9 protein-coding genes and 1 pseudogene are annotated in these 12,806 nt (G+C 52.7%); 1 reads left to right on the forward strand and 9 read right to left on the reverse strand.

Annotation, left to right across the window (positions count from 1 at the left end; translation table 11 throughout):
- Positions 1-308 precede the first annotated feature (308 nt).
- The 5 genes and pseudogenes from FBQ85_16695 to FBQ85_16715 form a co-directional block, all read right to left on the reverse strand.
- Positions 309-890 (reverse strand): annotated as a pseudogene (locus FBQ85_16695) (DNA-3-methyladenine glycosylase I).
- Positions 891-892: 2 nt separating this feature from the next.
- On the reverse strand, positions 893-1,573 hold the full coding sequence (locus tag FBQ85_16700; protein ID MDL1876785.1) for a hypothetical protein: 681 nt from the start codon (positions 1,571-1,573) through the stop codon (positions 893-895).
- A 49-nt stretch (positions 1,574-1,622) separates the two neighbouring features.
- Positions 1,623-3,107, reverse strand: coding sequence for a T9SS type A sorting domain-containing protein (locus FBQ85_16705; GenBank protein ID MDL1876786.1), 1,485 nt, complete (start codon positions 3,105-3,107; stop codon positions 1,623-1,625).
- A gap of 154 nt (positions 3,108-3,261) precedes the next feature.
- Complete coding sequence (locus tag FBQ85_16710) at positions 3,262-3,828, reverse strand: hypothetical protein (protein ID MDL1876787.1); 567 nt, start codon at positions 3,826-3,828, stop codon at positions 3,262-3,264.
- Between the two features lie 194 nt (positions 3,829-4,022).
- Positions 4,023-4,967: a hypothetical protein gene (locus tag FBQ85_16715; protein MDL1876788.1), complete on the reverse strand. Its 945-nt coding sequence runs from the start codon at positions 4,965-4,967 to the stop codon at positions 4,023-4,025.
- Positions 4,968-5,725: 758 nt separating this feature from the next.
- On the opposite strand from FBQ85_16715, the gene FBQ85_16720 reads away from it, so the two are divergent.
- Positions 5,726-8,803 carry a CHAT domain-containing protein gene (locus FBQ85_16720; GenBank protein MDL1876789.1) on the forward strand — a complete coding sequence of 1,026 codons (3,078 nt, stop codon included), beginning with the start codon at positions 5,726-5,728 and terminating at the stop codon, positions 8,801-8,803.
- A gap of 259 nt (positions 8,804-9,062) precedes the next feature.
- Here FBQ85_16720 and FBQ85_16725 read toward each other — a convergent pair whose 3' ends face one another.
- The 4 genes from FBQ85_16725 to FBQ85_16740 form a co-directional block, all read right to left on the reverse strand.
- A complete protein-coding gene (locus tag FBQ85_16725; protein ID MDL1876790.1) occupies positions 9,063-9,866 on the reverse strand; it encodes a hypothetical protein in 804 nt (267 codons plus the stop codon).
- 68 nt (positions 9,867-9,934) lie between these two features.
- Positions 9,935-10,555 carry a hypothetical protein gene (locus FBQ85_16730; protein MDL1876791.1) on the reverse strand — a complete coding sequence of 207 codons (621 nt, stop codon included), beginning with the start codon at positions 10,553-10,555 and terminating at the stop codon, positions 9,935-9,937.
- Positions 10,556-10,695: 140 nt separating this feature from the next.
- Positions 10,696-12,159 carry a T9SS type A sorting domain-containing protein gene (locus FBQ85_16735; protein MDL1876792.1) on the reverse strand — a complete coding sequence of 488 codons (1,464 nt, stop codon included), beginning with the start codon at positions 12,157-12,159 and terminating at the stop codon, positions 10,696-10,698.
- A gap of 31 nt (positions 12,160-12,190) precedes the next feature.
- Positions 12,191-12,806: T9SS type A sorting domain-containing protein (locus tag FBQ85_16740; protein MDL1876793.1), on the reverse strand; the 616-nt coding region annotated here is incomplete at its 5' end.

Raw genomic sequence — 12,806 nt, forward strand, 5'->3', positions numbered from 1 at the left:
GGTATTCTTCCGATCTGATGTCCTACATCTTTTGGGCGCAGTACGGTGACCGTACACGCATAAGGTGCGTTGTTCCGCAAGACGTGATGAATGATCACTTTCTAGACAAAGCAACGCCAGAGCAGCATCGGTCATCCATTATCAAGCACTGGAATATAATCTGGCCGCTATTTATCCGCAAAATTACCGGCGGTGATATAAAGGTCGTTCGCCACGAAGGGCAGAGCATCCGGCAGGTCATCCTGGAGTCGCAAGACTTCGGCCGGCAAGATTTCAGAAAACCATAATTTCGTGTTTTCTTGCTGTTCTCACCGCCCGATGTCTTGGCACGCCCTATGCCTGGGGCATGTCACCAAATGATCGTTGACCATGCCCACCGCTTGCATGAAGGCATATGTGATGGTGGGGCCGCAAAAGACGAAGCCGGCTTGTTTTAAGGCTTTGCTCATGGCTTGGGATTGTTTGGTTTCGGCGGGAATTTTGTGATCCTTGGTCCAGCGGTTCTGGATCGGGCGGCCGTCCACGAAGTCCCACAGGAAATCGCTGAACGAGACGCCCTGATCCGCCAGTTCCAGATAGGCGCGGGCGCTTTTCACCGCGCCTTCCACCTTGGCGCGGTTGCGCACGATGCCGGCGTCAGTCATCAAGGCTTCGATTTTGCGCGGCGTGTAGCGGGCGATTTTTTCCGGCTGGAAGCCATCGAAGGCGCGGCGGAAATTCTAGCGCTTGCGCAAAATGGTGATCCACGACAGTCCGGCCTGAAAGCCATCGAGGATGAGTTTTTCGTAAAGCGCGCGGTCATCGCGCTCTGGTACGCCCCACTCATGATCATGATAGGCGACATACAAGGGATCCGCGCCGCACCACGGACAGCGTTCCGGTTTTGCCATGCTCAATCCTCCTTGCCGGGACGCAACGCGGCGTCCGGCAGCCACGCGGGGCGCTCGGGCGTCACCTGAGCGGCGCCGCAACGATATGACTTTCCCACCTCAAGATCATCAAGTCTCAAGTAGGCGATAGCGCGCGCGCCCAGTCCGCCGCGCATCTCGCCGATCTCTTTGCCGCCCTCGGTGATGGGCGCGCCGCTGGGCGGCAATTCACCCGCCACCCTTACCGGCAGCAGGCGTTTACGCACCTTGCCGCGATGCTTCATGCGCGCCGTCAGCTCCTGGCCGACATAGCAGCCCTTGTCGAAATCAACGCCGTGCAGCGTGGAAAATACGCCGGCGCTTTGCACGGACCACGTCGCGCCACCGTCCGTGGTTTTGAAAATGCGGTCGCCCGGTCCGACGGCAAAACCGGTATTCGCATCGACAAACGAAACGGATTCCAATTCAACTGTGATCCCTTCGCCGCCGAGGTTGTGCTGCAGGCTCCAACTTGCGCCGCCGTCCATAGTTTTGATAGCGGTTGCCGCTTCACCCACGACCAGAACGGTGTTCGCGTCGAAAATGTGGAGATCATACAGCGTGTAACCTTGCGGCAACGGATTTTGCCAGCTCCACTCGCTTTGCGCCAAAAGCGTGGCCGGCCACAGCAGGGCTAATGCGATGGTTTGAACATGCCTTTTCATGGTTACTCCTTGTGATTAAAACCCGATTAGGGTTGAATTGGGGTGAGACTTATTTTAAAAACAACATGCGCCGGGTCTGCACTGCCTCGCCGACTTTCAAACGATAGAAATACGAACCGCTGCTGAGTTGCCGCCCGGCATCATCGCGGCCGTCCCAGGAGAGGCTGTACTCGCCAGCAGACTTACGTTCATTTACCAGTCTTCGCACCGCCTGGCCGAGGGCGTTAAAAATGGTCAGCTCCACGTCGCCGGCTTGCACGACAGAATAAGAAATCGTGGTGCTGGGGTTGAACGGGTTGGGATAATTCTGAAACAGACGGAAATGAATTTCGGCCGGATCATAATCCGCCACCGAAGTTGGATTGAGAATTCCGTACACAACTGCGGAGCTGTCGATGGTATTGAGGCCGATGATATCTTCAAAGCCGTCGTTGTCGAGGTCGTTGACGTCGAGAGTCTGAAAATTTTCGGCGATGGTATGCACCGTGCCATCGAGGGTGACGGCCAGGTTGTCGCCGACGATGACTTCCTTTTCGCCGTCACCATTAGCATCGGCGAAGCCGTGAGAGCCTTTGAGGATGTTGGTTTTGTGTTCGGTGGGGAATTGGAATTGCCAGAGAATATCGTAACTCTGGCCATTTCGTACAATTACACCTTGTGGCTCATCATTGGCGTCTTCCACCAGCATGGCAATATCGGACCGGCCGTCGCCATCCAGGTCATTATCGCCTGGGGGATCGAAGAGCTCCGGGTCGTAGGCGAGCCGCAAGCCGGGTTCAGCCTGGAATTTCAAGTCGAGCTGATAATCGGCGACCGTTTGGCGGGCCAGGGCAGACACAGGCGCCGCTGCCGAACTGAACGAGCCGCTGTTGCCGCCGGTCTCGCCAACTACGGCGAATTGTTTTGTCGCCACCAGCACTTCGAGCAGGGTTATCCGGCGATCTGCCCGTTGTAATATACCCAGGAGCAATGCGCCCTGCTCCGTAAACACCACTTCATTGGTATTCGGATCGACAATGGAAAGAAATTTCTCCATGAAATCGAACGTGCCGTCATTGTTGATATCCCAATCATAGCTCACAATGGCATGTTTGCTGAATGGCATTTGTGACCTCGTCTGCGTCGACCCCTGGCCGCGAAAACGGACGAAGCCAACGATATTTATCGAGATGCTATCCGCAGGTTGCCCGCCGGTCAGCGTTGACAAAGGCAGGGACCAGATCTCGCTGCTATCGGCAGGGTCATAGACCACAATCCTGTCCTCTCCCTGGTTTGCCGAAGCGTGATCACCCGGGGCAAAACCCTGGGAGGCCCCCACCATTCCCTGATTCTGTAAGCCGATCAGGATGGCAATGATGGCGGGTCTATCGTCATCGGTCGGTGTTTGAAAACCGGCGATTTCCAGGATGAACTTGTTGGGCCGCGGCGGCCGGAATTTACCACCTTGCGGCGATTCCCAGATTCTGCCGATTTGCGCCACGGCAGAACCGGCACACAGCACAATAGCTAATAGGGTAAGAGTGATGCGTTTCATAATTTCCTCCAGTTTGTTGGGCCGGCTGAACTCGGAGTGCAAAACTTTAGTTTTGCGATGATTTAGTTTTGCGATGATAAATCATCGCACTCCGTTCAAATGGCTACTTGTGGTGAACCAGAAACCGACTTTTGTGGAAAAAGTCGGACTCTTTTTAACGAAAACCCCACACCTGAATCTCTCCTGCTGGTAGATTCGGATTCGCCGCGGCAACAACGAGTTCATAAACGCCATCATTGTTGAGGTCCCAACCGCCTATCAGTATCGTACTGCCATCAGGAACACCAACCTCATAGGTGCCATTGGTTACATCACTGTTATAGAGAACCATCGGGTTAACATACCGGTTGCCCAACTTCTGCGCCATGAGAATCTCTTTGGGATTGCTGCCGTCGAAGTCAAAAAAGCCGATGAGAATGGCAATGATGCCGCTGGGCAAGGGAACTTCCCACCTCTGATTGGCATCGGCGCCGCTTTGAATATGCAGAGTATTGCCACTGGGGTCGTTCGGGTTGACTGCAATGAACGATGGGTCCGCCATGCCGTCGCCGTCGAAGTCCATGCGGGATCGCCAAACGCCGCCATCTGTGCCAACTAACAAATTAGCGGCCGGGCGGCCGGGAAAGCTGGCAAGCTTCTGCCAGGTTTGCGCGCTGGTTTCAGCAGCCGCGAGGCTGAGCAACAATACGGTTGTGGCGAAAATAGCAACGAATCGGTTCATGGTTGTTCCTCCTGTTTGTTGATGTTACTAAAATTGTAATGCGACATTCATGTCGCCCACCTGGTTTTTTCTCGACATAAATGTCGAGTTACGTATAAAGTTCAATTCAATGGCTTCTTTGAAACTCGAGAAAAAGCCGTATACTCTTTTAGGTTTAGCGATGCTGAAGCATCGCACTCCGATTTTTTTAAAGCTCATTGTTTACTCTCCACCCAAAACGCCTCCACCATCCTGTACCTCGAGCTTGAGCCACTCGAGGTGTCCACCAGCCGCGGCGAGATAAAATCAGTGTGCGGCTGAAAGCTCAAATCACAACGCTTCAATTGTTGCACTTTACCACCCTTCACCGGCACGGCGTAGGATTTGATGACCTTATCTTTGGCCTTGAACACGATCCGATAATCGCCATCCTGGGCGGTGAGCATTCCCAAGGTGAGAATCTTTCTCTCTTTTTCCAGATAAAAGTCACAAACTCTGGATGCCCAAAGTTTGTTGGAAGCATCGATAACGACTTTGGTGCGGCTCACGGATATTTCCTGGGTGCCGCGCATCAGATGCACGGTGCAGGTGGCCTGCTTCATCTCTGCCGGAAGCTCCTGTCCGCTCATCCACCATCTGAAGGAGAGCGGCGCTTCCGGTTCATTCACCGGCACATAAAGATAGGCCAGCGAGCGCCACGGCCCTTCGAGCACGAAAGTCTTTTGGGGGTTGAAGGGATCATCACCGCCTTCGGCGCGCAGGGTGAATGGCAGTGTCGTAATGGCTTGGCCGGCGGCTTTCACGCTCATTACGAAATCGCCCGGCTGCCCCACCTGGACATTGCCGGGATGGCCGCTGGGCTGCAGGCGCGCAAACGCGGGGAAATTCTCCCCCAGTAGTTCCTTGCGTAACGGCACAGTTGCCACTGCTTCACCATTGGCGCGGGTGATGACGAATTCCATTTTCTGCTCTGCCTGGGGTGGAAAAACCAGTTGCAGGTTTTCCACCAGGAAGCCGCCGGTCTGTTCATAGAAGCGTAAATCCAGAAGCGAGGCGTATTCGATGGCGGGTGGGTAATTTTGCCCTGTTGCTGTGGTGGCGAGGAGAAGTGTCCAGCCGCTCACCAAAACCAGGTTCAAGAATACATTTACTGTTTGCATGAGAAACCTCCGCGTCAAAAAGGGTTTTTCGGTTTTTTTCCTTATTGTATTTGTACAGGGAATTCATTTCCCGATATGTAACAAAATTTTTTGCTAGTCAGCGATTGACCCTGGGGTTCAGGGTTGATACGACAAGCAACATTTTTTCATGCCATCCTAGATGGATCTTTTTAGTATTGCGCGTTCACTACTGCTGTAGTTCGTTCTGCAAGTAACTCTAATATGTCATCGTGGAACGATCTTGTTAGTATCAAGCACAGTGCTTGGCCTGAACAGGTTTTTTCCAGAATGACATGTTACTTGGAAGCATGGTGCTCAAATTGAAAAAGATGCTTACAACACGACATGCTATACTTTTTTAGGTTTGAAATTTGAGTTTCGAATCGAGCAGAGAGCAAAGCTTCAGCTTTGCAGCGATGCTCAAGCATCACAGGCCGTCTCAAAAGAGTCACCCTAACCGAGTATAGTTGGAACGAATTTCAAGCTTGAAAATGACGACCAATCGCGTTAAAATTTAAAGCAGGATGAACAATTTCCGGCGGATGTAGAAAAACTATCTTCGCCCCCAACTTTCAGACCTCGTCAAATGGTGTCACAGTGAAGGCATATTTTTGGACACTCTTTGACTTGAAGAAAAAGCTCCAACGGGGCGCCATGTAATAGCGAAGGGCAACGCCCTGGAAATAGATTAGATAAAATATCCGAAAGCCCCAAGGGGGCGAAATGGATTTCCCTTGCATAGGATAAAACGAGCTAAGATGATCCTCATAAGTCGTAAAAAAGAATTTCGGGCAGCGGTGGTGTTGACCATGCTTCTGTGCTTTTCTTGCTCGCAAGAGCAGAAACAATCCGAGCCCCCGCCTGCCCACAAGCCGTCCTCTGCGGTTTCTGATTCAAGCCAGGTCATGATTGCCGACAGCTCTCTGGCGGATAAAATTTTTACCCGCGGCGAACAGTTCTTTAAAGCCAGCCGGTATGACAGCGCCATCGTCTATTTTGAAAAGGCCGCCGGGTTTTATGAGACCGCGCAGAATTGGGAAGGTTGGTTGCGCGGGCAGACGCAAATTTCGAGAGCGTTGATGAGAACCGTCTCCTTCGATCGGGCGCACCAACGGCTCTCACAAGTCTTGGAAACCGGCGTCCAGCAGCTTGGCGAATATCACACCGCTTTGCTGCCCGTGTACGAAGTTCTCGGCGCCTTCTTTCACACCAGAGACGATAACGACAAGGCCATCTATTATTTTCAGAAAAAACTTTCCATCTTGCAGGCCACCGCCGATGAGTCAAACCAGGGTAAGATTGCGGATACGCATAGCATGATCGGCATGATGTATTCGGGCATGGGATATTATGAACACGCCCTGGAATCTCTGCAACAGGCGTTGGCGATCAGGAAGGCCATGGACCCCGAGCTCAAAAGCCAGGAAGCCGGTTTTCTCTTTTTCTATTTTGGCAGTCTTCATTTCCATCGGGGCGAATACGATCTCGCGCGGGAATATTATTCCAAAGTCCTGGCGATTTGGCAAGCCTTGCCGGCCGATGTATTCAAGCGCCTGCCGGTGACAAATGTCTACCGCAACCTCGGCCTGATCTATCATCAAAAACGCGAATATGACCGCGCGCTGGAGTTTGGTCAAAAGTCATTGGCGACATGCCTGGAGCAGTTTGGCCAGCGGCATCTGGCCGTTGCAGAAAGATACAACAACCTGGGCCTTACTTATCTTGAAATGGGTGACTATGCCAACGCATTGGAATTCCATTGCAAGGCTTTGGACATCCGATTGGCGTTGCTAGGCGAAAGGAGTCGCGCGGTCGCACATTGCTATGGCAACCTGGCCCAGGTTTACGCCAAGAAAGGCGATTACGGCAAAGCCCGGTCGCATTATCAAAAGTCCCTCTCGATTCTGAGCGCCGTGCTTGGCCGGCATCATCCGGATTTGGCAAGAATTCATAATCTTCTTGGCGACTTGCAGGCAGAGAGGCGGCAATCCAGCGCAGCGCTGGCCAGCTATCAACGCGCTCTGCAGGCGAATGCCCGTGATTTTTCCAATGCCGCCATCACGGCCAACCCTTCACTGCAACAGATCCTTTCGGAAGAGATACTGCTGGAATCTCTATACAAGAAAGCGAAGACTTTGGTGGCGCATGCGGAAAATTCAACTCATCCGCATGATGACCTGCACACCGCACTGGCCACCAGCCAATTGGCGGTGAAGTTAATCGATCAAACTCGCCGCGGCTACAAAGCCGAAGGCGCCAAGCTCTTTCTCGCTGAACGAGCCACGGAAATTTATGAGCAGGCGATACAAATCGCACACGCCCTTTACCGCGCCGCAGGTAATCCGCAATACCAGGAACTGGCCTGGCAGTTTGCCGAAAAAAGCCGCGCCGGCATTTTGCTGGATGCCCTCGCTGAAGCCGAAGCAAAAAAGTTTGCCGGCATTCCCGACAGCCTGTTGGCAAAGGAGCGCCGCCTGCGCGCCGAGCTGGCTTTTTATGAGAAGAGACTGCTCGAAGAAGAATCGAAAGGCAAAGCAGTGGACAGCACAAAAGCGCTTTCATGGCAAGCCCAACTGTTCGATCTGAAGCGCGCCTACGAAGATCTGCTGACGCAGCTTGAAACAAACTATCCCAACTATTTCAATTTGAAGTATCAAAGCAAAATGTCGGACGCTGCGCAGATTTACGAGCAACTCTTAGATGACCGCACGGCACTGGTCGAATATTTCGTCGGACGTGATTCGCTTTACATTTTCACATTTAAGAACAATCAGTTGCATTTGAAAAGTGCGCCGCGAGATTCGCTCCTGGAGCGCTATGTCACCGGGCTGCAAACTGGAATCCTCAAGCAACAATATGACCAATACGTGTCTGCGGCACAGGCGCTTTATCAAATTCTCATGGCCCCCATCGCACTGGCGCTCGACGCCGAACATCTCATCATCATTCCGGACGGGGCGTTGTGTTTCGTGCCGTTTGAGGCGCTGCTCAGTGATATGGCCGGTGTTGAGACGGAGATCAAAGATTATCGCGCGCTACCGTTCGTGGTCAAAAAGCACGCGATCAGCTATGCCTATTCCGCCACGTTGTTCTGCGAGATACAAAAGCGCCGGCGCGGTAACGTTGCGCGCGATTATCTGGCATACGCGCCGGTTTTCCCTGGCGGGCTTGTCAGCAACAGTCGCAGCGCAGAATTCGTGGCGGCGCAACGATCCGTCGATTCGGCGCGCGCCATGGAAGCGGGTTTTCTTCCTGCCTCCAGAGATGAAGTGCAGGGCGTGCAACGCTTGTTCAAAGACAGAGCGGCCATTTTCGAGCGCTGGTTCGGGAATAAAACCCAGGTTCAATTGGAACGCCAGGCCAATGAGGTCAATTTGAAATCGAGCCGACTGGCCGACTTTCGTTATGTGCATCTCGCTACTCACGGCTTTGTCAACGAATCGAACCCCAAACTGTCCGGGTTGATGCTGGCGTCGATTGATTCGCCGCAAGAGGACGGCATTTTATATCTCGGCGAAATCTACAATTTAGATTTGAATGCAGATTTGGTGGTGTTGAGCGCGTGTGAAACCGGATTGGGAAAGATAGCGAAGGGCGAGGGGTTGATCGGCCTTTCGCGCGGGTTTCTCTATGCCGGCGCGGCCAACCTGCTGGTCTCTTTATGGCAGGTCAACGATGCGAGCACTGCGAATCTGATGATTGATTTTTATCAGAACATGCTGGCGGGAAAAAGCAAAGCCGCCGCGCTGCGCGAAGCCAAGCTGCGAATGATCGAACAACAGGCCAAATATGCCAAGCCGTATTACTGGGCGCCGTTTGTGTTGATTGGGAAGTAAACGTTCGTAGTAACGCCTTTAGGCGTCGGCAATTCTTTATTCCAGGTTAATCCTTTGCGCAGCAAAAGTTAGAATAAAATTCTGAAAGTTTTCTTAATTCAAAGTCCAACTAAACACGGAGCCACGAAGCAAACAGAGAAAGCACGGAGAGAATAGATATTTTCTAAAGGCTTTTCTCCGTGACGCTCCGTGAACTCCGTTGCTCCGTGTTTTAAAAACCTATTGTGGCTCGTCCACGTTGCGTTACGAATTTCAAATCTCAATTTTTCTCCTGCAATTTTTGCAGCAGCGCCTTCGCTTCCTCCCGATAATCCACCACGTTTTGCGCCAGCACTTGATTTAGCCAATGTTTTGACTGGCGCGCATCGTTTTTCATCAAACAGGCTTTGGCGAGAAAAAAGGCAATTTCCGCGCGCTGAAATGGGTCCGGTGCATTCTCAAAAGCGCTTTGAAAATGCGTCATGGCCTCGTCGATCTTCGCCAAGTCATAACGAGGAAACAAGCCCAACCAATCTTTGGGCGCAGCGAGTAGTGCCGCAGCCCCGCCGGAAAAATCACGGCTCGCCGCCGTGCTCGCGCCCCTTATTTTCGCAGCCAAATCATCTTGATATTGGGCTATCGAAGCGAGCTGATGGGTTTCCGCAAGCGTCGCTCTTCCAATCAGCCACAGCGTGCCGTATAAAGCGAGGACGATCATCGCCGCGACGGCAAAACGAAACGGCCACGACGGTTGCAAGAGATTGAAAATTTCTCCGATCGCGCCCGCTCGCAATGAAGATGGAGGTTTGACCACGGGCTCCGGAAAGAGCGCTTGAGCTCGCCAGTCCACCGACTTCCCCAATTCTTCCTCCAGCGCCTGCCACTTCTGCCGCCAGCTTGGGTTGGCGTCAAGATTCACCGTCACCCAGCGGCGTTCTGCCTCGGTTAAGTGCGATTCGATTCCTTTGCCTTCACATGCGGCGAAATAGCGGCGCAGCAAGGCTTCATCCGGCGGCGTTTTGGCGAGCCGCAGAAATTGATCGATGGTTGAAGTCGCAAGCTGGTCGTCGTTTTGCCGAAACATTTTTTTCCCTTCGCCCAGATTTCGAATGAGACGCCGTGACCACTTCTCACTCGTATAGGGAACAGGCCTTAATTAAAGTAACGGATTTTTTCGTATGTTTTGCGAACGATCGCGTAGAATCGCGTCACGCGCATGCGGATGGCCGTCTCCACCATTCCCAAATGGCCGGCAATTTCTTTATGCTCCAACGGCGGTTCCTGAAGGCGGAATTGGATGATTTGCCGCGTCACCTCGTCGGTGCTTCGCAGCGCGCGCAGCACGGCCTGGTATTGCAGAAATTGCTCGTCCGTCCACTTCTGCCAGGGTTGCATTGTCTCCGCTGACAAGCCCTCGGCCTCTTTTTCAAGCGCCTCGTCGCGCAGGATGATCTCGCGCCGCCGCCGCAGTTTTTGGCGTCGCAAGTGGCGCCGCAAATTTCTCTTCAAAACATGGCGGCTATAACGGGTCGCGCTGTGCAAGCGTGGCCAGTTCCGCTCGAACTCCAAAAAGAAAGCCGTGGTCAAATCCTCGGCGTCCTCCGGAGACAAGGCTCGTTCCCGCGGCAAATTCCGATAAAAATATTGTTGCGCAATGAGGTAGCCCCAAGTCAACAGTTGCTCCTTTGCCTCGGAAGAGTTTGCTCGGGAACTGGAAAGCAGGCGTTCCACTTCCTCATCGCTAAGATCGAGCAATTCTTTTTCCGTTGGCATCTTGCCGCTCAGCATCGTCATCTTATCATTTTGAGTGCGAGTTCCTGACTGCCTTGACAATGAAAAATCCGTGGAAGCTATCTCATATTCAGCTTAACGCTTTTCTGAAAAAAGTCAAGGAACAATACTTATCGTTGCCATCATTTGACCAAGACCGCCTTGCGTGTTTGCGAAAACTTGCCCGCAGTGATTTTGTAAAAATAAATCCCGGCGGCCAAATCGCGCGGCGCAAACGTCACGGCATGATTGCCTGCTTCGAGATTTCCATCCACCAGCGTCGCCACTTCGCGGTCAACTATATCAAAGACTTTCAGCGTTACGCGGCTGCGCACTGGTAACTGAAAACGGATGACTGTCGACGGATTGAAGGGATTGGGATAATTTTGCTGCAATTGGAATCCCTTGGGAGAATACGAGAAATCATCAATCGCGGTCACATTATTATAGAAATCGAAAACTTTATTCAAGACCGAGGCAAAGGTGGGCGGCTCATTGGGCCCGCGATTTTCAGGCGCGACGTCGAAGGGGTAGGCGCGACCACTCCCTCCGGCTTCATCGCTGTGCAACACTGCAAAATCCCAACGTAGGTTCAGTTCCCGCGACTTTTCGGCGGTTCGGAGCACCACCTTTTCATACTCCCATTCATCATCGGCATAGGGATTATTGTGCTCCAGTCCCGCCTTCCAGCTGAAACTCTTAATGAGATTGAACGCGCCTGCATTCGCCAATTCATGCCACCCCTGTGCATTCTCAAATTGAACCGGATCGTCCCAGTTCTTGTCAAACTCGATCCGGATGCCCTCGAAATTGAGATGAGCATAACCTCTTTGATCGTTCATCATCGTGTTGTGCAGCGTCTCATAAGCCTCCCGCCAATCCTTGTTCTTGTCATAATCGCGCCGTTGCAGGAGTGCGTCGCCCAGATAGAATTTCATCGCCGGGTAATCCGCCTGAACCGCTTTCATGTATTCCAGGGCGCAATAAACATTGTTCTGCAGGCCGCGCTGCCAAATGCCAGAGAGCACACTTTGAAGTTTTATTTGTGTGACCCGGTATCCATCGGCGAACAGCGAGTCGCAAACATCGTTGACAAACCGTAACGTATTCAGAACCAGCTCCAACCCCTTATTGTTTTGCGGGAACGGTATGGTATCCGTGCCGGTGGAGGTGCCATACATTTTCCAGGGGACAAAATCTCCCTTGGAACCTACCGTATGGATTTGCAGCGCGACGCCGTGCGCATGCAGCACCGGCAGGATCAATTGCAAGTATTCTGCGTGAAGCTCGGGAGCCGGCTTGTCGCCGAAATGGTCTTTCAGCAGCCGCAAAAACTTTTCGCCCATGCCATTGGGAGCGCCGCCGGTTTTGAACAAATTTTCGTGCAGGGAATAAACCTCCATGTTGTCAAGGGCCTGGGGCCATTGCGTGTGGTTTTCCCAACGCGCCAACATGTCCGGAACGAACTCGGCTTCGCCGTCGCCGTTCAAATCCACAAAGTCATCGTGTTGAAACCAAATCTGCGTCGCGCTGGCAGATTGTGATACCGCCTCGCCCGGCCTTGCCAGCGACGAAATCAGTATGCAAAGAGTAAGTGTTCTTTTCATGGCAACGTTCTCCTGTCATTTTAACTCTGGATTACTTGATCAACACCGCCTTGCGCGTTTGCGAAAATTGGCCGGCGGTGATTTTGTAGAAATAAATCCCGCCGGCCAAATCGCGCGGCGCGAACGTCAACGCATGATTTCCCGCCGCCATTTCACCATCCACCAAAATCGCCACTTCGCGGCCAATCACATCAAAAACTTTCAATGTCACGTGGCTGCTCACCGGTAAATGAAAACTGATTACCGTCGAAGGGTTGAACGGATTCGGATAATTCTGCGCCAGCGAATAGCCTTGCGGTATTTCCAAAGCCGGTTGTTCCACTCCGGTCGTCACGCTTTGCCGTTTTCTAAAATAGACACTTCTTGCCGCGCCGCCGCTCTCGGCCGAGACTTCGTAATTCACCGCAAAATCGCCGTTCGGAAAAATCGCCGCGGCTTTGAAGCCGATGGTCAACGAATCCCAATCCGTCGCAAACTCCGGCGGGTTCGGCAACCACGTCACGCCGCGATCGCGAGAGTATGCCACCTTCATATCCGCGCGCGCTTGCCCTCGAAAAAAATCGCGCTCATCTTTCCACGTGGTCCACAAAACGTGGCGCACCGGATCGTATCGACTGCCTTCCAACAAATGCGAGCGTATCCCAATT

This window comes from Cytophagia bacterium CHB2 (assembly GCA_030263535.1).
Classification (GTDB): Bacteria; Zhuqueibacterota; Zhuqueibacteria; order Zhuqueibacterales; family Zhuqueibacteraceae; genus Coneutiohabitans.

Coding starts and splice junctions, on each gene's coding strand:
- FBQ85_16700 (MDL1876785.1), bottom strand. CDS start 1,573: ATGAAAAGGCATGTTCAAACCATCGCATTAGCCCTGCTGTGGCCGGCC.
- FBQ85_16705 (MDL1876786.1), bottom strand. CDS start 3,107: ATGAAACGCATCACTCTTACCCTATTAGCTATTGTGCTGTGTGCCGGT.
- FBQ85_16710 (MDL1876787.1), bottom strand. CDS start 3,828: ATGAACCGATTCGTTGCTATTTTCGCCACAACCGTATTGTTGCTCAGC.
- FBQ85_16715 (MDL1876788.1), bottom strand. CDS start 4,967: ATGCAAACAGTAAATGTATTCTTGAACCTGGTTTTGGTGAGCGGCTGG.
- FBQ85_16720 (MDL1876789.1), top strand. CDS start 5,726: ATGATCCTCATAAGTCGTAAAAAAGAATTTCGGGCAGCGGTGGTGTTG.
- FBQ85_16725 (MDL1876790.1), bottom strand. CDS start 9,866: ATGTTTCGGCAAAACGACGACCAGCTTGCGACTTCAACCATCGATCAA.
- FBQ85_16730 (MDL1876791.1), bottom strand. CDS start 10,555: ATGCCAACGGAAAAAGAATTGCTCGATCTTAGCGATGAGGAAGTGGAA.
- FBQ85_16735 (MDL1876792.1), bottom strand. CDS start 12,159: ATGAAAAGAACACTTACTCTTTGCATACTGATTTCGTCGCTGGCAAGG.